At 50.2% G+C, this 25,250-nt stretch carries 28 protein-coding genes; 9 read left to right on the top strand and 19 right to left on the bottom strand.

Translation table 11 applies throughout. The features are described from left to right. Nucleotides 1–49: 49 nt before the first annotated feature. Nucleotides 50–1,249, top strand: a complete 1,200-nt coding sequence (locus H70357_RS13440) for an MFS transporter (protein ID WP_052092531.1) — start codon at nt 50–52, stop codon at nt 1,247–1,249. 199 nt (nt 1,250–1,448) lie between these two features. On the opposite strand, the gene H70357_RS36290 is transcribed toward H70357_RS13440, so the two are convergent. Continuing rightward, entirely contained in the window at nt 1,449–1,622 is a 174-nt protein-coding gene (locus H70357_RS36290) for a hypothetical protein (RefSeq protein WP_173139976.1), read from the bottom strand. Between the two features lie 100 nt (nt 1,623–1,722). Beyond that, on the bottom strand, nt 1,723–2,625 hold the full coding sequence (locus tag H70357_RS13435) for an ArsR/SmtB family transcription factor (RefSeq protein ID WP_038590078.1): 903 nt from the start codon (nt 2,623–2,625) through the stop codon (nt 1,723–1,725). Between the two features lie 154 nt (nt 2,626–2,779). Between H70357_RS13435 and arfA the strand changes: the two genes are divergently transcribed. Further along, on the top strand, nt 2,780–4,288 hold the full coding sequence (arfA, locus tag H70357_RS13430; RefSeq protein ID WP_038590075.1) for an arabinosylfuranosidase ArfA: 1,509 nt from the start codon (nt 2,780–2,782) through the stop codon (nt 4,286–4,288). A gap of 10 nt (nt 4,289–4,298) precedes the next feature. On the opposite strand, the gene H70357_RS13425 is transcribed toward arfA, so the two are convergent. From H70357_RS13425 to H70357_RS13415, 3 genes are all read right to left on the bottom strand, one after another. Beyond that, nucleotides 4,299–4,988 (bottom strand): LrgB family protein, encoded by a 690-nt coding sequence (locus tag H70357_RS13425; RefSeq protein WP_038590072.1) that lies wholly within the window; start codon nt 4,986–4,988, stop codon nt 4,299–4,301. Then, on the bottom strand, nt 4,985–5,401 hold the full coding sequence (locus H70357_RS13420) for a CidA/LrgA family protein (protein WP_038590069.1): 417 nt from the start codon (nt 5,399–5,401) through the stop codon (nt 4,985–4,987). The genes H70357_RS13425 and H70357_RS13420 overlap by 4 nt, the downstream gene beginning before the upstream one ends. Before the next feature lie 239 nt (nt 5,402–5,640). Next, the gene (locus H70357_RS13415) at nt 5,641–6,321 is read right to left on the bottom strand and encodes an NAD(P)H-dependent oxidoreductase (RefSeq protein ID WP_038590067.1); all 681 of its coding nucleotides are present in this window, start codon (nt 6,319–6,321) and stop codon (nt 5,641–5,643) included. A gap of 148 nt (nt 6,322–6,469) precedes the next feature. Between H70357_RS13415 and H70357_RS13410 the strand changes: the two genes are divergently transcribed. Next, the gene (locus H70357_RS13410) at nt 6,470–6,844 is read left to right on the top strand and encodes a winged helix-turn-helix transcriptional regulator (protein ID WP_038590065.1); all 375 of its coding nucleotides are present in this window, start codon (nt 6,470–6,472) and stop codon (nt 6,842–6,844) included. 54 nt (nt 6,845–6,898) lie between these two features. On the opposite strand, the gene H70357_RS13405 is transcribed toward H70357_RS13410, so the two are convergent. Together H70357_RS13405 and H70357_RS13400 are read right to left on the bottom strand one after the other, a co-directional pair. After that, nucleotides 6,899–7,276, bottom strand: a complete 378-nt coding sequence (locus tag H70357_RS13405; RefSeq protein WP_052092009.1) for a YkvA family protein — start codon at nt 7,274–7,276, stop codon at nt 6,899–6,901. Between the two features lie 363 nt (nt 7,277–7,639). Beyond that, complete coding sequence (locus H70357_RS13400) at nt 7,640–8,614, bottom strand: acetylxylan esterase (RefSeq protein ID WP_038590062.1); 975 nt, start codon at nt 8,612–8,614, stop codon at nt 7,640–7,642. A 100-nt stretch (nt 8,615–8,714) separates the two neighbouring features. Between H70357_RS13400 and H70357_RS13395 the strand changes: the two genes are divergently transcribed. Next, nucleotides 8,715–9,551 carry a sugar phosphate isomerase/epimerase family protein gene (locus H70357_RS13395; RefSeq protein WP_052092008.1) on the top strand — a complete coding sequence of 279 codons (837 nt, stop codon included), beginning with the start codon at nt 8,715–8,717 and terminating at the stop codon, nt 9,549–9,551. Here H70357_RS13395 and H70357_RS13390 read toward each other — a convergent pair whose 3' ends face one another. Then, on the bottom strand, nt 9,552–10,058 hold the full coding sequence (locus H70357_RS13390) for a DinB family protein (RefSeq protein ID WP_038590059.1): 507 nt from the start codon (nt 10,056–10,058) through the stop codon (nt 9,552–9,554). 138 nt (nt 10,059–10,196) lie between these two features. Between H70357_RS13390 and H70357_RS13385 the strand changes: the two genes are divergently transcribed. Then, the gene (locus tag H70357_RS13385; RefSeq protein ID WP_063848043.1) at nt 10,197–11,300 is read left to right on the top strand and encodes a glycosyltransferase family 4 protein; all 1,104 of its coding nucleotides are present in this window, start codon (nt 10,197–10,199) and stop codon (nt 11,298–11,300) included. 88 nt (nt 11,301–11,388) lie between these two features. Here H70357_RS13385 and H70357_RS13380 read toward each other — a convergent pair whose 3' ends face one another. From H70357_RS13380 to H70357_RS13365, 4 genes are all read right to left on the bottom strand, one after another. Then, nucleotides 11,389–12,621, bottom strand: coding sequence for a beta propeller repeat protein (locus H70357_RS13380; protein ID WP_052092007.1), 1,233 nt, complete (start codon nt 12,619–12,621; stop codon nt 11,389–11,391). Nucleotides 12,622–12,638: 17 nt separating this feature from the next. Beyond that, on the bottom strand, nt 12,639–13,010 hold the full coding sequence (locus H70357_RS13375; RefSeq protein WP_038590056.1) for a hypothetical protein: 372 nt from the start codon (nt 13,008–13,010) through the stop codon (nt 12,639–12,641). Between the two features lie 238 nt (nt 13,011–13,248). Next, complete coding sequence (locus H70357_RS13370; RefSeq protein ID WP_038590053.1) at nt 13,249–13,650, bottom strand: hypothetical protein; 402 nt, start codon at nt 13,648–13,650, stop codon at nt 13,249–13,251. A 4-nt stretch (nt 13,651–13,654) separates the two neighbouring features. Further along, nucleotides 13,655–14,059 (bottom strand): hypothetical protein, encoded by a 405-nt coding sequence (locus tag H70357_RS13365; protein ID WP_038590050.1) that lies wholly within the window; start codon nt 14,057–14,059, stop codon nt 13,655–13,657. Between the two features lie 174 nt (nt 14,060–14,233). Here H70357_RS13365 and H70357_RS13360 point away from each other — a divergent pair, with 174 nt between their 5' ends. Continuing rightward, on the top strand, nt 14,234–14,995 hold the full coding sequence (locus H70357_RS13360) for an SGNH/GDSL hydrolase family protein (protein ID WP_038590046.1): 762 nt from the start codon (nt 14,234–14,236) through the stop codon (nt 14,993–14,995). Nucleotides 14,996–15,425: 430 nt separating this feature from the next. Here the strand turns inward: H70357_RS13360 and H70357_RS13350 are convergent, their stop codons facing one another. Further along, the gene (locus H70357_RS13350) at nt 15,426–16,547 is read right to left on the bottom strand and encodes a tetratricopeptide repeat-containing glycosyltransferase family 2 protein (RefSeq protein ID WP_052092006.1); all 1,122 of its coding nucleotides are present in this window, start codon (nt 16,545–16,547) and stop codon (nt 15,426–15,428) included. Between the two features lie 258 nt (nt 16,548–16,805). Between H70357_RS13350 and thiD the strand changes: the two genes are divergently transcribed. Then, nucleotides 16,806–17,618, top strand: a complete 813-nt coding sequence (gene thiD / locus H70357_RS13345) for a bifunctional hydroxymethylpyrimidine kinase/phosphomethylpyrimidine kinase (RefSeq protein ID WP_038590041.1) — start codon at nt 16,806–16,808, stop codon at nt 17,616–17,618. A gap of 224 nt (nt 17,619–17,842) precedes the next feature. On the opposite strand, the gene H70357_RS13340 is transcribed toward thiD, so the two are convergent. Then, nucleotides 17,843–18,754: a hypothetical protein gene (locus H70357_RS13340; RefSeq protein ID WP_038590037.1), complete on the bottom strand. Its 912-nt coding sequence runs from the start codon at nt 18,752–18,754 to the stop codon at nt 17,843–17,845. 539 nt (nt 18,755–19,293) lie between these two features. On the opposite strand from H70357_RS13340, the gene H70357_RS36635 reads away from it, so the two are divergent. Next, nucleotides 19,294–19,563 carry a helix-turn-helix domain-containing protein gene (locus H70357_RS36635; RefSeq protein ID WP_231578426.1) on the top strand — a complete coding sequence of 90 codons (270 nt, stop codon included), beginning with the start codon at nt 19,294–19,296 and terminating at the stop codon, nt 19,561–19,563. A 92-nt stretch (nt 19,564–19,655) separates the two neighbouring features. Here H70357_RS36635 and H70357_RS13330 read toward each other — a convergent pair whose 3' ends face one another. After that, nucleotides 19,656–22,037, bottom strand: a complete 2,382-nt coding sequence (locus H70357_RS13330; protein WP_038590033.1) for an alpha-L-arabinofuranosidase C-terminal domain-containing protein — start codon at nt 22,035–22,037, stop codon at nt 19,656–19,658. 178 nt (nt 22,038–22,215) lie between these two features. Between H70357_RS13330 and H70357_RS13325 the strand changes: the two genes are divergently transcribed. After that, complete coding sequence (locus tag H70357_RS13325) at nt 22,216–23,034, top strand: serine/threonine protein kinase (RefSeq protein WP_038590030.1); 819 nt, start codon at nt 22,216–22,218, stop codon at nt 23,032–23,034. Nucleotides 23,035–23,038: 4 nt separating this feature from the next. Here H70357_RS13325 and H70357_RS13320 read toward each other — a convergent pair whose 3' ends face one another. The 4 genes from H70357_RS13320 to H70357_RS13305 all read right to left on the bottom strand — a co-directional run bounded on the left by H70357_RS13320 (nt 23,039) and on the right by H70357_RS13305 (nt 25,228). Further along, a complete protein-coding gene (locus H70357_RS13320) occupies nt 23,039–23,287 on the bottom strand; it encodes a hypothetical protein (protein ID WP_038590027.1) in 249 nt (82 codons plus the stop codon). 297 nt (nt 23,288–23,584) lie between these two features. Beyond that, complete coding sequence (locus tag H70357_RS13315; protein ID WP_038590025.1) at nt 23,585–24,088, bottom strand: pyridoxamine 5'-phosphate oxidase family protein; 504 nt, start codon at nt 24,086–24,088, stop codon at nt 23,585–23,587. Next, on the bottom strand, nt 24,088–24,801 hold the full coding sequence (locus H70357_RS13310) for a type 1 glutamine amidotransferase (protein ID WP_038599445.1): 714 nt from the start codon (nt 24,799–24,801) through the stop codon (nt 24,088–24,090). The genes H70357_RS13315 and H70357_RS13310 overlap by 1 nt, the downstream gene beginning before the upstream one ends. A gap of 1 nt (nt 24,802) precedes the next feature. Beyond that, a complete protein-coding gene (locus tag H70357_RS13305; RefSeq protein WP_038590022.1) occupies nt 24,803–25,228 on the bottom strand; it encodes a hypothetical protein in 426 nt (141 codons plus the stop codon). Between the last annotated feature and the right edge of the window lie 22 nt (nt 25,229–25,250).

The raw sequence follows: 25,250 nt of genomic DNA, 5'->3' as shown, positions 1-25,250 counted from the left end.
GAAGGCTCAAGCAAGCAATTCCAAGAGCAAACCTAACACTATCTATATCATGCAGCTCGTAACCATCTTTCTAGGCTTTGTTGTATTCGGGATCTCGGAAAATATTAAAGGCCCGGCGATTCCGCGGATTCAATTTGATTTCAACCTGGATGAGCAACAACTCGGGACGCTGCTCTCCCTGAATGCGTTAGGCTATCTGATCGCCTGTTCTTTCACGGCTATTCTCGTCCGCAAATGGGGCATCAAGGCGGTCAGCATTATTGCATTCGCCTCGATGGTCATCTCGGGTGTGTTGATCTTTCTGTCGCATACCTATCCGCTGTTTGCTTCCTCTTACTTTCTGATGTACATCGGGAACGGGATGCTGGAGATTGGGCTGGCGATTCTGGGGGCACGCATTTTTGTAAAAAATACGGGGATGATGATGAATTTATCTCACTTCTTCTATGGACTGAGTTCGACCATAGCGCCGCTGCTGGCTACAGGAGTGATGTCGTTAAGTGTGTTTGGACATCTGCTGGACTGGCGGGGGATGTACCTGGTCATGTTGTCGCTCTGTCTGCTGCCGATTCTGTCCGCACTGCGCAGCACCTTTCCCGGCGATGAACTGCCACACGAGGACCGCACTTCCTTCCGGACCCTGATGCATGATCCTGCGCTCTGGATGATGGTCATGATCCTGTCCTTTGGCGTCGTTTCCGAATTGGCAGTAGGCGGCTGGCTGGTTAACTTTCTGGAGAAAGCGTATGCCTGGGATACCGCCCAGGCCGCCGGCATGCTGTCGGCATTCTTCCTGTTGTTCTCACTCGGACGACTCTTACTCGGTCCGCTGACGGACCGTATCGGATTTGTGCTCTCCCTGATTATATTCTCATGCTTCTCGGCAGTATGTACCTTCATAGCTCTGGCTGGCGGGGAGAGCTTTGCATTTCTGTTCGCTTTATCGGGGGCAGGAATCGCCATCATCTATCCTACCGTTATGGCCTTTATTGCGCGCCGCTACCCCAATGGAAGTGATATAGCCATTACCTTTGTTGTGACCTTAATGGGCCTCGGAAGTGTTGTCGGAAACTACCTGATCGGCTGGGTAATTGAAACCGTCAAAGCGATGTATGGCAGTACAACAGAGCTTGGCCTGCTTCGCGGTCTGCAGGCGGGATATGGTTTCATCGGATTATGCGCTGCGGTCTGCTCCGTGTCGGGAATTGTGCTGTATCTGTATTTGAAGCGGAGACAGGAACTGATCTGACGGCTTTACGTAGTTCGTAAAAACAGCAGAACAGCGGTTCTCCGGTAGCAGAAGAACCGCTGTTTTGTGCTGTGTTTTTCATCGTGAACGGTCCGTGGCGTCTTCAAAATCTTGCATCACCGCAATCAGCTGTATAATTTCCCAAGCTAAAAAACAGACTATCCCCGAAAGGATAGTCTGCTTTGGCAGTTCACTTGGATTAATTTTTGGGAAGCGGGTCTGGATGAGCCGATTCTGCAGGTTTAGCCACCCAGTCATCAGCCTCCGGTTCAATATCGACGCCGTTCTCCATCTTTTTGCGCTCGGCGAGAGAATCACCGTCTTTGTTTTCTTTATTGCGGAGATCCGCTTCGTTTTGCGTGTGATCTGACATGTGAATTCCTCCTAGACTTTTTTGGGCCACATAGTTATAGTTACCCGTTGACCTGGTTTGCAAACATTTTGCAGGATAGTCCTGTAATATTGCAGGTCGGCTATTCGTAATATACCCGGAAGACAATGTCCTGCTCATAATTCCCGAACCCGCGGCCAAACAGGGTTAAACCGCCCCGCCTTCGGGTGGTGTCCTCCGCAGTGAGCCGGAAGATCCAGTGATCCTGCTCCCAACCCGCATCATCAAGAGTGACCGCAGAGATCTGCTGCCCGTCCACATACGTACCGCCTTTATTAATCCTTAGGACCTTGAGCAGCCCATATTGGTTGACATCCGAGTTCCACCAGGCCGGAGTAAGGCGTCCTCTCATCACCCCGAAGTCACCGGGACTGGTCCATTTCCCCAGCTCCATACCATTCAAGGTAAAGCTGATGTCTGAAGGCCATTTCTCGTTCACATGCGGTGCCTCTGAGCCGATTTCCATAGAGATCTCGATCTCCTGAACCGTCTGGTCCATAAAAAGATAATTTGGAACCTTGTACTCGGCGTAACCTTTGGCGAACCATAAAATCCCCGCATCCACCCGTTCCGGATCGAGAAAATAACGCGGATCATCATAATACCCGATCAGCTTCTCCGTTGTGGCAATGCCGCAGGTCGGCGAAGCTTGCAGATCGGTATAATGGCCGACAGGCACCGACACCTCGACCACTTTTCTGGCGATACCCTTTGATCCCGACAGCTTAATCTGCAGGAAATTGGCCGACAGTGAACAGAACTTGTAGGTCCCTCCGTCAATTCTCTTCATTTGCGAACTTACAATTCCTGCCTTTTGGAGCTTGGCGACATGGGAGCTCACGATTGCACTGCTGAGATAAAGTCTGGCTGCCAGCTCTTTAATATGCATTTCCTGCGTGCCAAGCAGTTCAATAATCCGCAATCTGACCTCACTCGCCAGCGCTTCATAGACCTTAAGGGATTCTGAATCCGTTGTTAAATACATATCCTATCCTCCATTATCCGTAATTGAATTAACATTTTTATTAATCCTTAATATTTATATTGCTTAGTATAGCTTGACATACGTATTATGTAATCAGTTAAAACTTTAACGGATTAATATAATCATTAATCCTATACGAAGGAGCAGATAATTCATGACGATACAATCCTCAATGATTGTCGATAAGGATTTTAAGCTGGCTGAGGTGGACCCGCGGGTCTACGGTTCTTTCATTGAACATCTGGGACGGGCTGTCTATGGCGGTATTTACGAACCGGGACATCCAACGGCAGATGAGAACGGCTTCCGCGGAGATGCCCTGCAGGCCATCCGCACGCTCAATGTCCCGATTATCCGTTATCCCGGCGGAAATTTCGTCTCAGGCTACAACTGGGAAGATGGAGTTGGTCCCAAGGCTGAGCGTAAGCGCTCTCTTGAACTCGCCTGGTGGACGACCGAAACCAATCAAATGGGTACTAATGAATTCGCAGAGTGGGCTAAGCTGGCAGGTTCCGAAGTCATGATGGCCGTCAATCTCGGTACCCGCGGGATCGATGCGGCCAGAAATCTGGTCGAGTATTGCAATCATCCCTCCGGCTCTTACTGGAGTGATCTGCGGATCTCCCACGGTTATGCAGCCCCCCATGCCTTCAAAACCTGGTGTCTTGGCAATGAAATGGATGGTCCATGGCAGATCGGGGCCAAGACGGCAGTCGAATACGGGCGCCTAGCCAATGAAACAGCTAAAGCTATGCGCTGGGTGGATCCTTCGCTTGAGCTTGTCGCCTGCGGCAGCTCAGGCAGCGGGATGAACACCTTCGCTGAGTGGGAAGCTACTGTGCTGGATCTCACCTATGATAATGTGGATTTCTTGTCTTTGCATACGTACTACAATAACAATGAAGACGATACCCCTAATTTCCTGGCCCGCTCCCTGGATATGGACCAGTTTATCGACAGTGTAGCCGCTGTATGCGATTATATCAAGGCCAAGAAAAAGAGCAGGAAAAAGATTTATCTCTCCATGGATGAATGGAATGTGTGGAAGTCCCAGGGTTCAAGCCGCGCCGAGCAGCATTGGCAGGTCGCCCCGCCGGAATTCGAGGATGTGTACACGCTGGAGGATGCGCTTGTTGTGGGCTGCTGTCTAATCTCGCTGCTGAAGCACGCGGACCGCGTGAAGATGGCCTGCATTGCCCAGCTTATTAATGTCATTGCACCAATTATGACCGAAAACGGCGGCCCGCTCTGGCTGCAGACCACGTACTACCCTTATATGCATGCTTCTGTCTATGGCCGCGGGACTGTTTTGCACCCGCTCATTTCCAGTCCGAAATATGATTCCAAGGATTTCACCGATGTTCCCTATCTGGAAGCGATCAGTGTATACAACGAAGAGCTGAACGAGGTAACTGTGTTTGCCGTTAACCGCCATCTGGCAGAAGGCTTGGAGCTAGCTGTGGACCTGCGCAGCTTCGGGGCTGTTACCGTGATCCAGCATACCGTACTGGAACATGAGGATATTCATGTAACGAACACCCGAAGCAACCCGGGGACAGTCCTGCCGCATGACCGCGGCACTGCCACGGCAGACGGCGGACGCGTAAGCGCCCTGCTTCCTAAGGCGTCCTGGAATGTGATCCGGCTGCAGGTGAACGGCTAGGCCAGAGGTATTAATGATACATGATCCAGGCCACAAGCGGTCCGATAATGGAGCCGACGATTGCGCACACCGTCATCGCTACGGAACTCATGGAGACGGACTGCTCGCCGTATTCCAAGGCTTTTGCCGTACCAAGTGCATGTGAAGCCGTGCCCAGACCGATCCCGATGCCGGACTCGCCCCGGATGCGGAACAGCTTGATGATGTAAGGACCGCCGATGGCTCCGGTGAATCCGGCAATCATCACAAATACAGAAGTCAGCGAAGAATCTCCGCCCAGATTGCTGGAAATTTGAATCGCTACAGCGGTCGTAATCGATTTCGGCAGGACTGAAAGAACATATAATTTGGAAAATCCCATTCCTGCCGCCATCAGCAGGCCGCTGAACATCCCGACCAGAAGTCCGGTTACCGTACCCCCGAGCACTGCGGGGAGGTTCTGCCACAACACATGACGCTGTTTGTACAACGGGTAAGCGAGAGAGACAACTGCAGGTCCAAGCAGCTTGTTGATCCACTCACCGCCAATCATATAAGTGTCGTAGGAAATATGAAAGCCCATCAGCAGCACAACCACTGTAAAGGTTGCCGTCAGGGCCGGCAGGAGTACGGGGAAACGATAACGTTTGTAAAGCATGGACATCAGGAGATAAATCCCCACATTAAGCAGGATAAAGCCAACTGCGAGCAAAAATCTCATGCTTCCTTCCCCTTCTCTCTAAGGCTTCCAGTGCGGTAGCTGTTTCTGCTTCTGCGTCTGGCGCTGCGGCCGGTGAACCACTGGCTGGAATGGGCCGTTACGACCATGGTCAGCACACTGCTCACCACGAGAATGGCAATCAGCAGGAGTCCTCTGCCGCTGAAAATATCGAGGTGGTTCATAATCCCGGCAGTCGCCGGAATGAAGAACATCGGAAGATAGGCCAGAATAAAGGATGAGCCATTCTCAATCAGCTTGAGCGGCACGATTTTGCAGAGCAGCAATATAAACAGAAGCAGAAGCCCGACAATACTGCCCGGAACCGGGAGATGCAGCAGCTTTTGCAGATAGTCTCCGGCCAGATAGAACGCGTACAATATTCCGACCTCGGCAATAATGCGGATGATTTTCATGATGCAGGAATCCCTTCAGTCTTAAAATGAATATCCTATGTAAAAATACTGACTATATTAGAGTAGCAGAACTTTCAGTAAATTTTCAATTATTTTTCGAAGCTTCTATGTATTTTCATGAGTGTAGAACAAAATAAATCCTTACATCCTAAAAAGAAACCTCTCCAGAACGGGATCGTGTTCTCACACTGCCCGCTCACATGGAGAGGTTTCTTCCATTTACATTACTCCTCTTTACTTTACACCCACTGAATCACTTGCCCGGCAGTTTGCCGAGTTTTCCCGCGCGGCTCATTGACCCGGTAACCAAAGGCTACCATGCAGGATATCCCAAAATGCTCAGGGTCCATAATACCTTCAGCAGCCAGTACCTCTTCAAGCTTCGCCTTGTCGAAGCCTTCTATCGGGCAGGAATCGATGCCAATCATCGCCGCAGCGGTCATCATATTGCCGAGAGCCAAATACGTCTGGCGGGCCCCCCACTCGAACATGGCCCGCTCATTGTCTTTCAGACCAAAGTCGACTTTCAAGAAAGAATCGTAAGTCTGCTGCTTACCTTCAGCAGCTTCGGGTGGCAGGTTCTGCACCTGTTCCATCATATGCCGGATATGATCCGATCCGGCGGCCATATCTCCGGGTTGTCTGGACAAGATCAGCACAAAATGGCTGGCGGTTGGCAATTGTCCTTGGGCCCCCCAGGCAAAGGGGCGCAGCTTCTCGCGGATTTCCGGGTTCTGTACCACAACAAACCGCCAGGGCTCAAACCCGAAGGAGCTTGGAGACAACCGTCCCGTCTCCAGAATAAACTGAAAATCATCCTCGCTGATTTTCCGGCTGCTGTCAAACACTTTCGTCGCATGTCTGAATTCAAAGGCGGATAGGATTTCATGCTTGGCTGCTGCTGTCGCACTGGCTTCCATCTTACATACTCCCTTTCTATAACTGGACAAGTTTAGTTTGACTGATTATGGCTTACAAGCATAATATTAATGTATATATAATTGATTTTGTAGTACGCACATTTTTGTTATGTAGTATACAAATTGATACTATAGGAGTGATCCCCGAATGCGAGATCGAAAAGGCGGATTTGGCCAATGCCCGGACGGCAACGAAACAGCGTGCCCCGTAGAATTTACGCTCGACGTTATTGGCGGCAAATGGAAGGGCGTGCTTCTATACCATTTAATGGATGACAAGAAACGGTTCAATGAATTCCGCCGTATCTGTCCCGGCATTACCCAGCGGATGCTGACCTTGCAGCTCCGTGAGCTGGAGGAAGACGGAGTGGTGCACCGCGAGGTCTACCATCAAGTGCCGCCAAAGGTCGAGTATTCCCTGACCGAATTCGGCCGGACACTGATCCCGATCATTATGCTGATGAGGGATTGGGGCGAAGAATACAAAATAAAACAGCTTTCCAAAGAAAGCTGCCCTAGTTGATTCAGAAACAGGGGTGCAGGTTTGATGCTGCACCTTTTTTTGTATGACCTGCTTTTATTTATCCCCGTTGAAGAAAACCTCTGACTTCTCCCGGTGTTCGTCCGTTACCTGTCCGGCGATTGCCCGAATGCCTGCCGCAATAATAGCTGCGTCATCTGTCAGTCCCAGACCAAGTAAGGCATCAGGAATAGCATCAATCGGAGAGATGAAATAGGCTAGTGCTCCGAAGGCAATACCTTTTGCCCACAATGGAGTTTTGGCGTCAATGGCGCAATAGTACATCGCAATCGCATCTTTGGTAAAAGGAATTTTTCCGGCGAATTTCCTGGTTTTGCTCCAGAAGCTTTTCTGCACCAGCCTCTCGTTCTCTTTGCTGTATTTGAAATGGTCCACTACGAGCTCTGCAGGAAGCTTGTTTCCGTCCTTCTCCATTAGCGATCCCTCCTGTGATTGTAGACTAATCCTTAATAAGTTCTAAAGCTCCCTCATTATAACATATACACCATACCCCTTCGGGCAACGCTCTATATAGATTGAACTTATCATTCTTCTATTTTGGGAATGGCCGTGACTACAGTGAATGTTTGGACTTCCGGCCGCTGTTAGGTTTGGATTTCCTGAAATAACCGCGAATCGCGGTAGAAATCCAAACCTAAAGGCGGACGCTGTCGCTCCTACAGTTCCAAAATCCCCCTCCGCCACTCTTCCCTAAATGTAATTCTCAAGTTCAATCTATATAGCTAAAATTAAAACCCTTGACCTGGTGTTACTCCAGATCAAGGGTATAAAAATTACCTAAAGCAGCTGCCCTGTCCCCAAATGCCGCTCAAAAAATATAGCCTTCTGACGGTTATGGAACTCGCCGACCTCATGTCCGGAGAATGGGTAATCCCAGATTTCTTTGGGCGCCGTAATGCGGTTATACGCCGCATAGATCGTTTCCGGCATACATACCGTGTCCTTCCAGCCGACAGACATCATTACAGGTGCAGTAAAGCGGTGCGCCAGATTCACGATATCGAAATAGGCAAGATTATGCAGAATGCGTTCCAGATGCTCAGGGTACCGCTTGATGTAATCAGCGATCTCTGTCAAAGAGCTGGTTGAATTCAGCACCCCGAAATCCAGCCGGCAAAGATTCGGAATGTCGGCAGCGACCGCAGCGACACGCGGGTTCAGCGCGCCTGCCAGCAGGGAAAGTCCGCCTCCCTGGCTGCCGCCGGTAACAGCGATGCGTGAGGGATCTATGCCGGGCAGCTGCGCGGCGGTATCCACGGCCCGGACGGCATCCATCGCCGCAGCCATGTAGTAGGAGTGCTCCTTCTCCAGGATCCCCTGGGTGATCCAGCCTTTGGCAACGCCGCTGCTCTGGGGCAGCAGGTTTCCCGTCTCACCCAGCTGGCCCCGCACATCTACAGCCAGAACAGCATAGCCGAGAAGCACCCATGAGGCATAACGTTCCGGGTATCCCCGGTCTCCGGTATAACCCGGAAATGTAACGATACAAGGCAGCGCCTGCCCGGCTTCTACACTCCAGGACGGCTGAATATGCCAGGCATACACCGTGGTTTCATCAAATCCCTTGAAGCTGACTTTGTTAACCTCCATGCCCGGATAGGGTGTTTCTTCGGGAACAGTGGTAACGTGCAGCGGCTTCTGTTCATATTCCGCAAGGATTCCATCCCAGTAATTGTCGGCTGACTGTGCATCAAGTGTCGGTTCAGGACGGCAGTTTTCCAGTTCCTGCTTACGCAGTTCAATAGTATTCATAGCATAATCTCCTAAACTTAGTCTTTGTTATTGCAAGTTCTTGTAAGCGTTATTAATATTAATAGTAATAATAATATAAATCCAGAAAATTCAAAAGGAGATGTTCATCATTCGATACGGAACTTTGGCGCATTCAGCAGGTTGTCTGCCGCTCCAGACCTTAACCTCCACACTGCAGGCCCACGATATCAGCTTCGTGCAGCTCGCCCTGTCCAAGGCAATACAGGATATCGACACTTCCCCCGGCAAACTGAGTCCCGGCTTGGCCAATTATATCGGTGAGCAATTCGACAAGGCAGGGATCCGTATTGGTGTTCTCGGCTGCTACATCAACCCCGTTCATCCGGACCCGGTGGTCCGCAGGGCAGAAATCGACCGTTTCAAGGAACACTTGCAGTTTGCCAGACAGTTCGGCGCACCGATGGTAGCTACAGAAACCGGGGACCTGCATACGTTTCAAGAGATGGAGCCTTACCGTTACGAGGAGATCGGTTGGGAAACGCTGCGGACTACGGTGGAAGAATTGGCCGAGGAAGCGGAGAAATGGGGCGTATTTCTGGGGATCGAAGGCGTCAGTACCCACACCTTATCCACCCCGCAAAAAATGCGCCGCCTATTGGATGAGGTGCCTTCCAGCTCCATAGGCGTCGTGTTCGACCCCTGCAATTGGATCGGTGACGATGTGTCCCGGCAGGATGAAATTGTGGACAGTGCCTTCAGTCTGCTGGGTGACCGGATGATCCTGGCCCACTTGAAGGATATCTACCGCGAAGGGAACCATGTCCGTCACGGAAAAGCGGGCCAGGGGCTGTTCCACACTGCAGAATTTCTGCAAAAGCTTCAGACCTTCAAGCCTATGATTGATGTCTCCCTGGAGGAAATCACTCTTCCTGAAATTCGGGAAACAGTTGCCTTGCTGACCGCTCTCGGGAAATGATTAATTGTAATGCTTCCAGTTCAAAAGATGTGCGTCTTCCTCCTGCAGCCACTTCGCTGCATACACAATCTGCCCGGTGTGATAGGAATAATGCTCTGCCGCACCGATCAGTATCTTCTGGATGCTCCACTGGTAGCTGTCCACGCCGGAATTCTCCGGGTAGGTAATGGTAGCTACCCGCTCCAAATCTGCAGCCGTGAGCTTCCGGACAACGGACCAGCTCTCGGCTCTTACCGATCTTAGCAGGGTGAGCAATTCTTCCCGGTTATGTCCGCCTGTCTCCAGAAGCTCACCCGGTCTGTCCCTGATCACCGGCTGATTGCCAATCCCGCTGACCAGATGCTGGTATTCGCTGCCTGCGATATGAAGGCAAAGGTTGCCGATCGCATTCATTTTCGGTCGGGGACGGAACCATATCTTCTCTTCCGGCAGCTTGCCGACAGCTTTCTCCACATACTCCAGGGATTGATCCAGCCTTCTCATACACTCCGCAATCATTTCACTCATCCTCTTTGCCTCCTGTTCGCTAGTCCCGATTTTGATTAATGACCGGATACCCAGTACTTTTCCTATCCTTCTGAATAAAATAGTATACAAAAAGCATCGCTGCTGATGCTATATTCTCCAGAAGGGAGGCGATCATCGATGAGGTTCACATTCCCCATTCTCACCCTATGCCATGGCGGGGCGCAACGGATGCTGGTGGAGCTTACCAATGGTCTGACAGCTTTGGGCCACCAGATTGTGATTCTCATGCCGCTGGGGGGAGACATTTCCTATGAGATCCACTCCACCCTGCTCCGCACCGACCACACATTGCTGCGTGAAACCGACTTTCCGGCCAGCGATGTCATTGTTTCCAATTTCTATACCACTGTGCCTGTGGCTGAAGCCGCCAGCAAGAATGGAAAGGGAATTCATGTACGCCTGTCCTTATGTTACGAGCCGCTTTTTTTGCCGGAAAATCATGTATCCTTTCCCAGTTATCATACCACCGGCAAGCTGATCGTTCTATCACAGTGGCAGAAAGAATTGATTGAATTAAATCATGGGATATCAGGAAGTATTGTGCCTGTCGGCATCAGCTCCTCCTTTAATAATATGCGTATCCGCCACAAGCTGCAGGAGCCGTTGAACATTACTGCCATTCTGCGCAAGGTTGAGAACGGCTTCTCCTGGCATCGCGAACAGGATTATCTGGTACAACAGCTGGATATCGTCAAACAGAATCTTCCCGGTGTAAATATCAACTTCATCAGTCCGCCGGATGAATTCTATACCTCGGATTCCCTGCAGCAGATGAAGGCCAGCGGCAAATACCGCTTCTTCACACCGCTGAATGATGAAGAGCTCTGCTATCACTACAATGGGGCGGATATCTTTGTCAGCTCCAGCATTTTTGATACCGGGTCCCTTCCGGGACTGGAAGCCATGCGCTGCGGGGCGGCGCTCGTCTCTGTGTACTCCGGCGGCAATCTGGAATATGCCCGTCATGAAGAGAATTGTCTGCTCTCCTACCGGTACGAGAACCGGCTCGCCGAGGATGTCCTCCGCCTGAGCCAGGATCATCTGCTCAGAGCCCGCTTAGCCATGCAGGGAGAAAACGATTCTGCCGGATGGACCTGGGAGAACAGCGTCAGAATCATGGAGCGGAGTATCAAAAATTTCCTCCAAGGCACACCTGTTGACAATCAGCCCAAGTCTGCACTGGTGCGCAAGATGAACAGCTTTAGGGCATGCAGGAAATAACGATTTCCTCAAAAGCAAAACAGCAGCACAACTGCCGAAATTTGGCGTTGAGCTGCTGTTTATGCTGTTGCGGCTTACATACATATGTTCAATTCCCGAAAATAACATCCTGTTTCCCAAGCCGCGTGTCGTTCCATACAGCTCCCAGTGTATCCGGGAAGATCGTTGCTGCGGTAATATAATCTCCAATGAGCGGAACTGGTGTAGGTGAATTCCCGTTCGGATTCGTAGACACATCCGATACTCTCCGGTTCACAAAGGACAAGCCGCTGTTGATGGATTCCGCCACGAAGACATCCAGCAGGAAACCATCCAGACGGTTCGTATAATATATTACCCGCACTGTTCCGTTGGAAGCTGACACCGTAATCGAAGGTGAAAAATTCTGCGAGCCTGCCGGCGCACCTGTTATGCTGACCGGCTGTGACCAGAGCAAACCATCCGGCGACCGCGAGAAAAAGATGTCTGCATACCCCAGCCGGAAATCATTCCACACCGCATAGACGAACCCGCCGAAAGATCCGGCAGAAATATCTGCCCCAAGGCTGAGATTTGTCTGCACACGGAAGGCATAATTCGGTACGGGCAGCGGACTGGGCACCGGAACCGTATTGGCGATAAATGTAGCGCCGCGGGTAACGGGTGGATTAAAGGTGACTCCGCCATCCAGCGAAGCCCGGATATAAGCGTATTTGGGTAACGGTCCAAGCTCAATATAACCGACATATACCTCACCGGCGAGTCCGACTGCCAGAGCAGCACGCTCAAGCCTCCCCCTCGGGTCTGATATCCGCTGCGGAGGTTCCCAGCTTACTCCCTGATTCAAGGAACGTTGAAAGAAAATCGCCGAGTTCTGCGCCAGATCATAAAGCGGCGTATAGCCTACATAGGCATTTCCCAGGTACGGACTGGAGGGTGAGCGGTCCACGGCAAGAAAAGGCTCATCATTGTGGATATAGAGACCAAAACCCTGCCGCACGATAACAGGTGGATTAAAGGTCACGCCGTTGTCAAAAGAGGTATAGGTCGCAATGGTACCGTCATCAAAATCATTAAAAAAATGCACGGCAACAATAAAGGTATTGGGAAAGGTATAGTCTATGGTAGGTGCTTCAGCACTCATATACCCCGGAGCCTGCGGCAGAATAGTAGCCGACCATGTCTGCCCCCCGTCAATAGATCTGTAGAATCCGGTCAAAGCTGTACCTGTGCTGTCATCCACCGCCACCGCACACAGAATATTCGGACTCAACGTATTTACTGCGATGGAAGGTTCAATATGATTGCCCGGAAGCCCGGCGGTAATATTGACATTCACCAATTCGTATCACCCCATTTTCAAGTAGAGATAATTGTTAAGCGATCGATGTATGTAAACTCAGGTTGAAGAATGCTGTTAACGATGTTCCCGGCTGCATCCATGGCGAACACATTTATGACAGTATTAACGGCACTGTAGAAATTGATCTGGGCTTCATAATAATCAGCAAGGTTCACAGAAAAGGTCTGAACGACAAGCTGCTGGGGATTGACCTGAAATAAGGACTCGCCCACCGGGACGCGGGTAAAATTATTACCCCGAAAATGAAAGATCTGCAAATTGATATTAATTGCGGCTATAATCGAATCATTCAAGCAGGAAATCTGTATTCGGTCGATATGGTTGAGTCCGGCCGGCGGATTGTAAACCGCCCCCGTTGTAAAGGGCATATTTTCTAAACTCCTTTCCGTCTGCTGCAAGCAGAGAGTTTCCCGCAGGACAACGCGCAGCTCACCTCCTTCGCAATCAGGTATAATACAATTCCATTCATGTGTATGTGGTTATTATTTGTCCAATGAGAAAAAACTTTGCCTAAGCGGTGAGAAAACGGAAAATTATAGTATAGGTACAGCCCTGGAGCATAAAAAAAACTGCCTGGAGCATGATTGCTCCGGCAGCCTCCAAAAATTAAAGTATGGAAAGCCCCGAGAATAAAAGCGGACCGATAATAACCGGCGGGTTCACCGTACCAATTGAAGAAGCGGTTAAAGCATATCCATAATATCCGGCAGGGATTCCACTATCTGCAAAGGAGAAATGAACGGCTTCAAAGTCGTTTACTGCCAGCCCGCTGGATCGAATGGTGAAGACCTGCACCGCATTGCGCGAGATTGTAAAAATAATGTCGGAGCTGTTTGGTCCAGTGCTTTGCAGGCCAACGGTGCCTTGAAGTAAAACTGAGCCATTAGCGCCTACAGCTAAACCGAATTGTCCCAGAACAGTGCTGTTTGGCAAGCTGTTTACGGGCAATGATGCGGACTGGCTGAAGCTCGACGGGATGCTTTTTCCGAAATCAATAAGTTGTGTCATGGCTTCACACCAACGATAGTCCTGAGAAATCCACAGGACCTACCAGATTTGCAGAATTAAGCGCAGCATTGTTAACAATCGAGACAGTCAGTGTATAGGCAAAATATCCGGCAGGCACATTGGAATCCACATACGAGAAACTAATCGGGTCAAATTGTCCGGCGTTCAGCGCACTTGCACGAATTGAAAAAATAGCAGCTGCCCCGCGCAAAATCGTGAACAGCAGGTCCGGACTTCCGAGTGTGGTTTGAACGCCAACCGAAGCATTGAGCAGGACACTGCCTCCCTGCGCTGTCGCGAGCCCAAACTGGGTCAGTGTATTGCTTGAAGGAGCACCAAGGACCGGCACGGAAATCGTCTGGCTGAAGCTGGATATTGAGCTTTTACTGAAATCAACAACCTGGGTCATTACAAAACGCCTCCTTGTCACAAATTTAACTCTATATAGGATATGGCATTATTAAAGAAGTGACTGGACCTCTTCAGCCCCTAAATCCATGACATATATACATAGGCAATCCTTGGACGAATGGATTACACTAAGATTAAGTACAATATAGCTATCGGAGGTGAGGCTAGTCATATGAACGTATCGGACAAACAAACTGCCGTGCCCCAGTTTAAATATATGGTGAGCGGCGATTCCATCTCCAAAGGGGTGGTCTATGATGAAGCGAGAAGCAAATATGTCATTCTGGAAGAAAATTACGTGTCGCTGCTTCAGGGCAATCTGAAGGGAGCGCTGCGCAATACGGCCAGATTCGGCAACACTCTGCTCAAGGGCTTCGGCAATCTGAAACGGGATGTGCTGAAGGAGAAACCGGATGTGGTACTGATCGAATATGGGGGAAATGACTGCGACTTTCATTGGGAGGAAATTATGAATAACCCTGAGGCAGAGCATAATCCCAAGACCGATTTCACGGCTTTCGAAAAAATGCTGCTGGATATGATTGATTTCCTGAAAAGCCAGGGGATTATGCCTATTCTGATGAGTCTCCCTCCGCTGGATGCGGACAGCTATTTCAAATGGGTCAGCGGAAACAACCCGGCGTCGGAAGTGAATATTCTGAAATGGCTCGGCAGCATCACTAAAATCTACTGGTGGCAGGAAAGATACAATTCCACGATTATCAAGGTCGCCGAGAGCACCCGAACCAAAATCATTGATGTCCGGGGCGCTTTTCTCCAGCAGCCGGATTTCACCAAGTTCATCTGCCGGGACGGGATTCATCCCAATAAAGAAGGACACCGCATCATCTTTGACAAGGTGCTGGATTTCATCCGAAGCAGTGAACCCCAGCTGCTGGTGGACAGCACCGGACAGGCTGCACACAGTCATTAAAGTCTAAAAGGCCTGCTGCATATGATAGATGCAGCGGGCCTTTTGCCGCCTGTTCAGGGATTATGGGATGGAAACTACCGCAAGCAGCTGGCGGAACAGATGGTTCTGTCTCCTGCATTCAGAAAATGCTGTTCCAGTAAGCTGGCTTATTATGTTTGCTGCCTCTACCGGACTAAGGAGCCGCTATCTTACCACGAACGAGCTGTATTCCTTGCCGGCGGACTGCATAGCCGTTATTCTCGCCAAAAGGCGGCCTTTTATCGCCAAATGTAGAGCATAACGTCCATGAGGTCCGATTCCTCGCTGAATGATGCTGTTTATCCGAAATAGCTGCATTGGAGTCCGGATGCAGCCGCAAAGTGCAAGTAGGTCTGCTCAAAAGCCCCTAATTCAAACAGCAAAGTGGCCAAGGGGCTGGGCGAGCAACGTGTTATTCCGCTTCCTTTTCAGCAGCTTCCCGTGAATGCAGCTCTACATAATTGTCTCCGAGCACATTTTTGAAATAATTGCGGTTGTAGAGCATACTGGGATGGACGGGATGATAGAGCAAAGCGGCTTCATTAAATAGATTAGCTTTCTCGCGCTGGCCCAGCCGGTCATAACATAAAGCAAGCTGAAGATTAGGCACCCAGGTGGCAAACGCCTCGTTCTTCACACCCATTGAATCATTATTCCGCGGGAGTTTAATCGCAAGCTCATACCAGTAGACAGCCGGGAGCAGCTGGCCTTTCTCTACATGCCAGGCACCTAGCCGGCAGCAAAACTCCGCCCGGGGGGTATCATACTGCAGCGTGCGGCATAAAGACTGAAAGGCTCCCTCCCTGTCTCCCAGCCGCTCCCGGCATTCAGCCAGCCTAAGACAGGCCTGGTAACTATCTTCAATCCAGCCCAAACCTCCGTCGAGGAACAGCTCATAATAGCGGCAGGCTTCCTCATAAATTCCATGGTCGCGCAGTTCGTTGGCAAAATAATACTGGTCACGCGGCGAGAATACCTCACCCTCCGCCACCCGCTTCTGATAGATCCGCAAATTGCGGTCCGTGTACACTTTGTCTTTTTCATGAGTGATGCAGACATCACTGCTGTAAGCGGGCCCGTAGACCTCCAGATACTCGTGCACCGGACCTATCCACTTGAAATTGCAGCTTCTGCGGACCAGCCGGTTGCGGCGCAAAGAGGTCACGACTCTCCCCTCTTCGTCAAAAGCCAGATTGTACTGCATGTTCACACTCTCCACGCCGTCTGGCAAGCAGTGCTTCAGCTCCCTGAACCGTGCATGATCCACGTCCTTCAGGTAGTCATCGGCATCCAGCCAGAAGATATATTCCTTGGTAGCTTTGCTGAAAGCAAAATTGCGGGCGGCTGAGAAATCATCAATCCAGGTAAAATCATAAATAACCGCCCCATAGGACAAGGCGATTTCTTTGGTGTTGTCCGTTGACCCGGTATCCACAATGATGATTTCATCAGCAATTGCCCCTACCGAAGACAGGCAGCGTGGCAGGCTATTCTCCTCGTTGCAGACAATCATGCATAAGCTGATTTCTATCATGTTACCCTCCTCAAAGTTTTGTGAGCACACGCTTTTCTCCTATATTGATATGCACCGCAGCAGGAATGGAACCCTTGCTCCTACCTATGACATTTCCGCATTCACCACTGACCCTAAGGAGAAAGCCCGGAGTGAAACAAGCGCAGTGTGCTTTTTTGAGGACGCTGGCTTTGTTTTTTGTTATAATATCGTAGAGTTTAAAATGATTCCCTCTGAATCAGGCTTTAGAATTTCATATACAAGAAGGAGACGTTACCTTTGTCAAAGATCATAAAAACCCTAACCATTGCCGGCAGTGACTCCAGTGGAGGCGCAGGCATCCAAGCTGATTTAAAAACCTTTGAGGAGTATGGCACCTACGGCTTCAGCGCTTTAACGACTATTGTCACCATGGACCCGGATAATGGCTGGCACCATAATGTCTACCCGATTGACTCTTCCATCGTGGCGGAGCAGCTAAAGACTATCTTTGCCGGTGGACCTGTGGACGCGATGAAGACAGGGATGTTGGGCAGTGTGGATATTGTGCTTGTTGCGGAAAAAGCGATCAAGGAAAACCTCCAGACCAATGTGGTCATTGACCCGGTTATGGTCTGCAAAGGTGAAGACGAGGTGCTGAATCCGGAGAGCGCAAATGCCATCCGTGATTTGCTGCTGCCGCTGGCTACCGTAGCCACTCCCAACCTGTTTGAAGCAGGGGTGCTTTCCGGACTAGGCAAGCTCACAACCATTGAAGAAATGAAAGAGGCGGCGCGCCTGATCCATTTGCTGGGAACCCAAAATGTTGTTGTCAAAGGCGGTAAAGCGCTAGGTGGAGACCTTGCGATTGACGTCTTCTTCGACGGCTCCGAATATACTGTACTTGAGACCGCCAAGATTGAACCTGCATACAATCACGGAGCAGGCTGCACGTTTGCAGCTGCCATTACCGGCGGCCTGGCGAACGGCCTGTCTGTGCATGACGCAGTAGTCAAAGCGAAGGATTTCGTCTCCGCAGCCATCCGCAGCGGTTACGCCTTCAATCAATATGTCGGCCCTGTATTTCATGGCGGTTACCGCCTGGAACAGTAGGACAAGCCGGGGCTGTAGGACTGCACAAACAGGGCTGTAATTCCCTGACTGGATATGCGTCCCTCAACCTGCAACCTGCTTGCTATACGCATAACAAAACCGTGCCCCGTATAGGGTGTCACGGTTTTTGTTTGCCTATTGTAAAAAAAACCGTTATCGTGCTGCGCAATTCAGCATGATAACGGTTTGTTCTATACAATCGAAGCTTCAGAGAACCTCAAGGCTTATTTTTGAGCGGCTGACTTCCCGGCGATCTTCTCGATGAACGAAATGAGCTTGTCCTTGTTTTCATCTTCACCAAGGACCCCAATGATGATGTTTTTGGAATTGTGGTTGATTGGAAGCGCGGAAACAAACGGTGAATCTGTAATGTCTACACCGTACAGCTCCTCCTGTCCGCTTTCTTCATTTTTCCCCCATTTCAGGCGGGAATCGTCTTTGGCAATTACACCGTCTGCTACGATAGCCTCCAGATTCCCGAAGCCATCCTGCCCGCCGATCCATTCCAGGGTTGCTTCATCCAGAATGAGAACATCCGGCTGATTCGCCGCCAGTTCTACAACGGCCTTCTGCATATAGTTCATATCAAACGTATCCGAACCGGGTCCTGTTTGCGGGAGATAAACGATGCTGGCCTCTACCCGCTTCCAATCAGGGTATTGGGCGATAACTGCCTTTTCCAGAGCATCCGTCTTACCATCCGGGTCCTGAACCCCAAAATTGCCCAGGAACATGATTTCCGCATCAACCGGAGGCAGAGAGGCGAGATATTTCTTATGCTGCCAATTGTTATAAAGCGCGTTCCCGCCTACAGCCAGTACAATAACGATAATAATGGATACAATTACATGTGTCTTGTACAGGCGCATAAACCGTTCCCATTTACTCGCAAAACCGGAAAGCTTGCCGTATTTCGCCAGTCTCTGCTGTTCGGCTTCCTGAATCTCCTGCTCGTCCAGACTATCCAGAATAAACTTGAAGGCCTGAAAATCCTCCTCCGGCGCTGACCTTTCATCATCGGAAGCTTTGGAACGCCGCCGTTTAAGCAGCAGATCAAACCGTTTATTTATCTCTTCTCTGGATACGTTTTCAGACAATCCCACTCGTTCATATGCCTTCTTCAGCTTCTCATTCACATTAAATTTCTCCTTTGGTATGTATGATGCCCGCCTTGCTTCGCCACTGCCGTCTCTGTTCTTAGCTGCGTTTACTCTTTCATTATATATTTTACTGACACTCGACACAATTTCTCTCTGAATGTTCTGACATCTGATTACGAATAACTGAATGCGTCCATTCAGAATCCCGGATGAACACTCTCATACTTTCATCTCCGTTACTAACTTATTATCTGTTAATCTCACATATATTTATCACTTGACCCTTAAAGTCATCCATCCCGAAGGGTTTACGATAGACCGTCCCCATGGCTCGGGGGATTATCTGTTTTTAATGTTCCGCAGCACCATGGAGATACAGCTACAAGGCCAAAGGATCATCGCCGACAAAAACACCTACATTATCTACAAGAAAAGCAGCCTTCAGTTCTACCGGGGGGCCGGATGTCCGATGATCCATGATTGGTTCCACTTTGAGATGGAGGACGCCGAGGATTTCTTCAGTCAGCTGAATCTTCCGTTTGACACGCTGATCCGGGCCCTGGATATGGTTTACCGTGGATCAGCTTGCAGAGAAGCTGCGGCTCAGCCGGTCGCATTTCCAGCATATGTACAAGCAGATCTTCGGAATTCCGGTCATGGTTGACGTCATTCACAACAGGCTCGGGTACGCTTCGTATTTGCTGGAGAACACTTCCTACCCGGTAAGCCATATTGCTTCCGCTTGTGGTTATGAGAATAGCGTGCATTTTATGCGGCAGTTTAAGAAGTTCGTCAAGCTTACCCCAAGCCAGTTTCGGATGAAATCCGCAGGGCCCGTCCCCTAACACCAGCGCAAAAGAGCGGATAAAACAGCAAAAAGCGCCTGCTTCCCGGGAAGCCAAGCGCTTATGGTCTATTCTCAGCTATACAAGGTTGGTTATCGGAGTCTCATCACTGTCACCGACTGCTTCGGAAACTCATAAGCAAAGCTGCTGCCCTCTGTCTGCAAGGCCTTCTGTTTCGGGGAGACAAGCATGGGCTGCTCGAAGCTGTTTTCGTCCTCCGGCTGATGTCCCGACATTTCGTACACTTCTATACTCAGTCTCTTATCAGCCAATCCTTCCAAAACAATCTCAGCAGTAACGCTCACTTCCTGCATATTAACAGTTTTGAGAATCATATCCCCGGTCGAATGCTCTACACTTGCTGTGTAATAGAGCGGTTCTATTACAGGCAGTTTATCTTCCGCCTCATTAATCAGCTCTCCGTCAATATAAGTGCGGATCTGCCTTCCCGAGACCTCCAGCGTAAGATAGTATTCCACATCACTTTCGACGGTGAACAGGGTATGGGTTAAGACGGAATTTCTGCCTTGTGCAATGGAAGCAACTATGGAATCCTGATTCTGCCAGCCGCCGATTTCCCAGAATAAATGGTTTTGTTCATCTGCTTTGCCAAAATAGAGCACAAACCCCTTTGCCCCTCCGGTGCGTACCGCTTTCAGACTCAGCGTGTAATTCGTCCAATGCGTAGGACCCAGCTCCAGCGTCCGCTTGGCTGCTCCATTTAATGCCGGATCCGGCAGATCCGCAACTTCGCCGGACAGGTCCGCGTAAGCCTTCACTTCTCCGGTCAGATTGTTAACAAGTGTGATCTCGGAGAAACGGGCAGCGGAAGCGTCCACCGCCAGTGTGATGGCTCCGGTTATCGGTTGATCCTCCTGTGCTTGAGCAGGTGCAAATCCGCAGCTTCTCATCTCCAGCAGCTGATCTCCCTGGTGGTTCATGAATAATTTCTGCACGTAATAATTGGCCGTCCCGTAGGCTTGATGATTGTTGAACCATATCATATCCGGCTTCCAATTCACATAATCCACATTGCAGAGCATGGGGGCATAACAGGCCAGTCCGACCGCGTGGGCGTTGTTCTGGAGCCCGGTCATGAACGCAGCTTCGACCAGCGCATTATAATAAGTGTTGCCCCATGAGGCATATTCACCGAGGAATACCTTCGGCTCACCGGCTTTAAATTCATCATACCGGTGATGATTGGCCAGGAACCACTCCGGTGCCGCATAATAATGCTCGTCTACCAGATCGGAGCCGTTTGCTCTGGCTGATGCCCAGCCCCGTTCATATTCCTTGCCCGCTGAGAAAGGGCCGCTCGAATTAATCACCTTAATTTCCGGATACTTGGCCTTGATGGCCTCATGGAAAAAGGGATACCGTTCGAAAAACGGCTCGCCTACCTCTTCGTTCCCAATGCCGATATACTCCAGGCCAAAGGGCTCCGTATGGCCAAGGCCGGCACGGATGCCGCCCCATTCCGTTGAGGAATCGCCGTTCGCGAACTCTATTAAATCAAGCGCATCATCAATCCACGGCTGCAATTCATCCAGTGGCACAATCCGTTTATGATGCGGGTCGTATCCGCCGGGCAGAACGGGAATCGGCTTCGCGCCAATATCCTCGCAGAATTGAAAATACTCCAAATACCCTAATCCAAGCGTCTGATTATAACTCCAGTTGTTCCGTCTGGGCGGTCTTTGGGCTATATCCCCGATGGTATTCTTCCATCTGTACATCGAGTTTCTGTCATCCGGGTTAAGCGACCCGTCATGGATCAGACAGCCTCCCGGAAAACGCATAAACTTTGGCTTCATGTCCGCAAGCAGCATTGAGAGATCCTCGCGCAGGCCGCCGGGCCGATTCAGGAAGGTCTTCTCCGGGAACAGGGACACCATGTCCAGACATACCTTTCCGCTTCCCCCTGCAAGGATTACAAGCCGGCTGCTGTTGTCTGTACTATTAGCTTGTATTACGGCCTCGTACCGGGTCCACTCACTGCTGTTCACAGTGATTTTCGCAGCACCATAAACGGTGCCGTCCACTGCTTCTATCGTTACAGTCAGTGGTGTATCCCAGCTGTTATCGCGGCGTGCGTACATGGAGAATTTATAATTATCGCCTTCTTTTACCGGGATGCCGCTGTTAAAGCCCAGATTCATGATGCCGACTCCGCCGCCCTCCGACACAATGTCGATGACAGCATAATGGAGATTCCGGGGATTTAAAGGTTCTTTGTCTTCCACAGTAATTACAGCTTGCCCGTCACCGCGTATCACAGGTTCCCAGGCAGTCAGTGCATGGTAGTCAGCCTTGTCTATGGGATCGAATTCAAAGGACCGGTTCTGGACCAGTTCGGCATACAATCCGCCGTCCGCTGCATGGTTGAGATCCTCGAAGAAGATGCCGAACAGATCGCTGAGTTCCGCCCCGCGCCGCCCCGTATGGACTGTTAATGTTCCTTCTGTCTTCATTTGTTCACCACTTTCCTCTTCGTTAATAATTATATTAATTAGTTAGCTATTATATAAATAATTATAGTCAGTTGTCTTCCAATCCGTCAACAGTTCAGCTGCGGCAATGGCAGATGCCCCAAGGCCAATGATATAATTTATTAATCATGAGAAATGAAGAAGACGAGGTAACATCAACGTGTTTAAATATCTAAAAAGCTTCCTGCAGGCATGGGCGGACTATCCGCTGGAGAAAGGCAGTTCTATCGGTAAGCGGTACAGAATTATAGCGCAGATTGGCGTTGGCAGCTACGGAATTACCTACCGGTGTAGGGACGAACAGGAGCAGCAGATTGTAGCTGTGAAGCAGGCCAAGCCGAGCAAGAAAGGAATCGGGCAAAAGATGCTGGCCTGGGAACGGGAGGTCATTTCACAGCTGGAGCATCCCTTCATCCCGGCCTGCCGCGATTATTTCAGCGAGAACCGCTCCTATTGGCTGGTGACAGATTATGTGGAAGGCAAAACGTTAGAGGATCTGATCTTTGCAGACAGCCGGACTTTCGGAGAACAGGACACGGTGAAGTGGACACTGGAGCTTATGGAACGTGTTCAATATGTTCACTCAAAGGGTTTTGTTCATCTGGATATCCGTATTCCAAATGTGATTATGCGGGGTGAAGACCTCTATCTGATCGACTTCGGATTAGCTGCGCCGATCGGCGGCAATGACACAGCAGCCCGGCAGCAAACACAAACAGGCTTCAACAGCGTAACGCCATCGAAGCCTGCAACCATACAAGGTGATCTATTTGATATCGGACATCTGATGCTGTTCATGCTCTACTCCCGTTTCAACCCCACATCCGGTGCAGCTGAAGGCAACTGGATGGAGGAGCTTGAGCTCTCACCACAGCTGGAGCTTATTCTCATCAGGCTGCTCGGTGAAGGTGTACCTTATCAGAGCACCTCCGAGTTTGTCTCCGAACTATCGGCAAGCCTCCCCGGGCTGAAGTCTTAACCGCTCAGCTCGAATGGCTGCCGTATCTATTCTTATAATATTTATGCCCTTTATGACCGCTGCCATGACGGTAGTCCGAAGAAGAGCCTCCCCGGGATCTTGGTCTGTCACTGCTGGAATGACGGGAATACTGTATTTTCTTATCGGAGCTGGAATGACGGCCATATCCTTGCCTTCCCCGTTTGCTGCTGGAGTGTTTATGCTGGGAATGCTCAACGGAATGAATCACTTTTTTCAGCAATTTCTTAAACATACCATCGCCTCCTCTGTAAATTGGCCGGACCACTTATGTTCGTTTCAGGATACTACATGTATATGCAACAAAAAAGCTGGGGTTTAGAATATACTTAAAATTAGAACATATTTTTTGCCCTAGTGCAAATTTACGGAGTATCGGTTAACCCGAACCCGGAAAGATAAAGAGCCCCCTTTAACAGGAGACTCTGGCATGTACGCGTCAGGAATTCCGCCATCCATATGTGATTGAGTGCAGGGCACTCCTGCTAAAGTGAAGCTCCGGACTTATGCTGTATACTGCCGGAACGTTTACTCAGACAGCCGCATTTTCCTTGGCCGTCAGATGAACCGGAGTCAGCCGGTAGACGGCTACTCCGTTCCCATCCATGGAGGACCTGTATTTCGCTACCATACGTTCCGACATTTCCTGCTTATAGAAGCCCGGTGTATACTTCTCCAGAATCTTCTGAAGGACTCCAGCTGCCTCACTCATATCGGTAACCTTGGCTGCTTCACCAAACAGCATCACACTGAAATATGCGGTATCTGCCTTGCAGGGGACCGGATCAGTCAACGTGCTGTCTTCCCGGTACACGGTGAAACTTACTGCCGGATGCTCCGCGAGCAGACGCACTTTTTTGCCCGAACCCATGCCGTGGAAATATACAGAGCCTTGATGCCATACATAATTGACCGGCACGGCATAGGGATAAGCATCCCCGCCGATTCCTACAATGCCAATTCTTGCGACAGTCAGGAAATCCACGATTTTATCCTGGTCGCGGCAGTCCCTTTGCTTATAGCTGATATGCTCCATCAGGACCTGCTCCTCCTTTCCTGTTCGCTGAGCCGGTTCAAAAACTCCGCCATCCAGGTGTTGTTCAGCACGATATATTCCGGATGAGCGAGCATTCCCCCCGCAGACTGCACATAGGCAGCAGGCTGCAGCTCACTCCTGTATTCCGCAATCAACTGCTCCAGCATCGCTCGTGTAGTCTCCAGATGGAATTGGAATCCGAAAACCCGTTCGTTGTACATAAAGAGTTGATGAGCGCACGCATCGCTTCCGGCAAGAACCTCCGCCTCGGGCGGCAAAGAGCTGAAGGTGTCATAATGCCATTCAAACACAATAGAGGTTTCAGAAAAAAAAGAGAAGAGCGGGTGTTCCCGGGCTTTGGCACTCCAGCGTACCGGCAGCCAGCCGATTTCAGGCTCACGGTTTGCCGTTACCTGTCCGCCGATCACATCCGCAATAAGCTGGGCTCCGAGACAAAGACCGATCACTATCTTTCCGGCAGCAATGGCAGAACGGATGAACAGCTTTTCTTCAGCCAGCCACGGAAAGCGCTCCTCTTCATAAATATTCATGGGGCCGCCCAGGATCAGCAGCCAATCAAAGCTGTCCACAGCCGGTAGCGCACCCGACTCGTGGAACAACGTATGCGTAAGACTGCATCCCTGCTCACTAGCCCAGGCCAGAATACTGCCCGGGTCCTCCATAGCTACATGCTGCAGATAATGGATTCGCATCTCAGCCAACGGCACCAGCTGCTCTCGCCAAGGATATCCTGCCCGGATCAAAGAGCTGCCGCACCTTTTCACACATGGTCAGCACACGGGTTGAATCCTCCGGCTTCGGTGTGCCATGAAAATAATCATCCAGCGAACAGATACCGAAAATAAAATCCAGCGACCGGATCTCCTTATTCAGCTCTTTGGGAACATCAATGACAGATTCCACTGCATTCATGAGACAGATATAATTGTGATTCAAGGGCATGATCCCATATAGGTGGCATAAGGCGACAAGGTACCGTTCCAGCGCAACAGAGCCAACATTGAATACCAGGCTTAGCCGCTGTTTTTGATGCAAAAACTGCTCCGCACGGCGATGATATCCCATGGCATCCCGATAATTTTCTTCAAATGCCTCTACATCCGTTTCCGTTACCAGCATAACGATTCACCCTTCCCGTATA

This window comes from Paenibacillus sp. FSL H7-0357 (assembly GCF_000758525.1).
Taxonomy (GTDB): domain Bacteria; phylum Bacillota; class Bacilli; order Paenibacillales; family Paenibacillaceae; genus Paenibacillus_AQ.
This window is presented reverse-complemented; position numbering and strand designations above follow the sequence as displayed.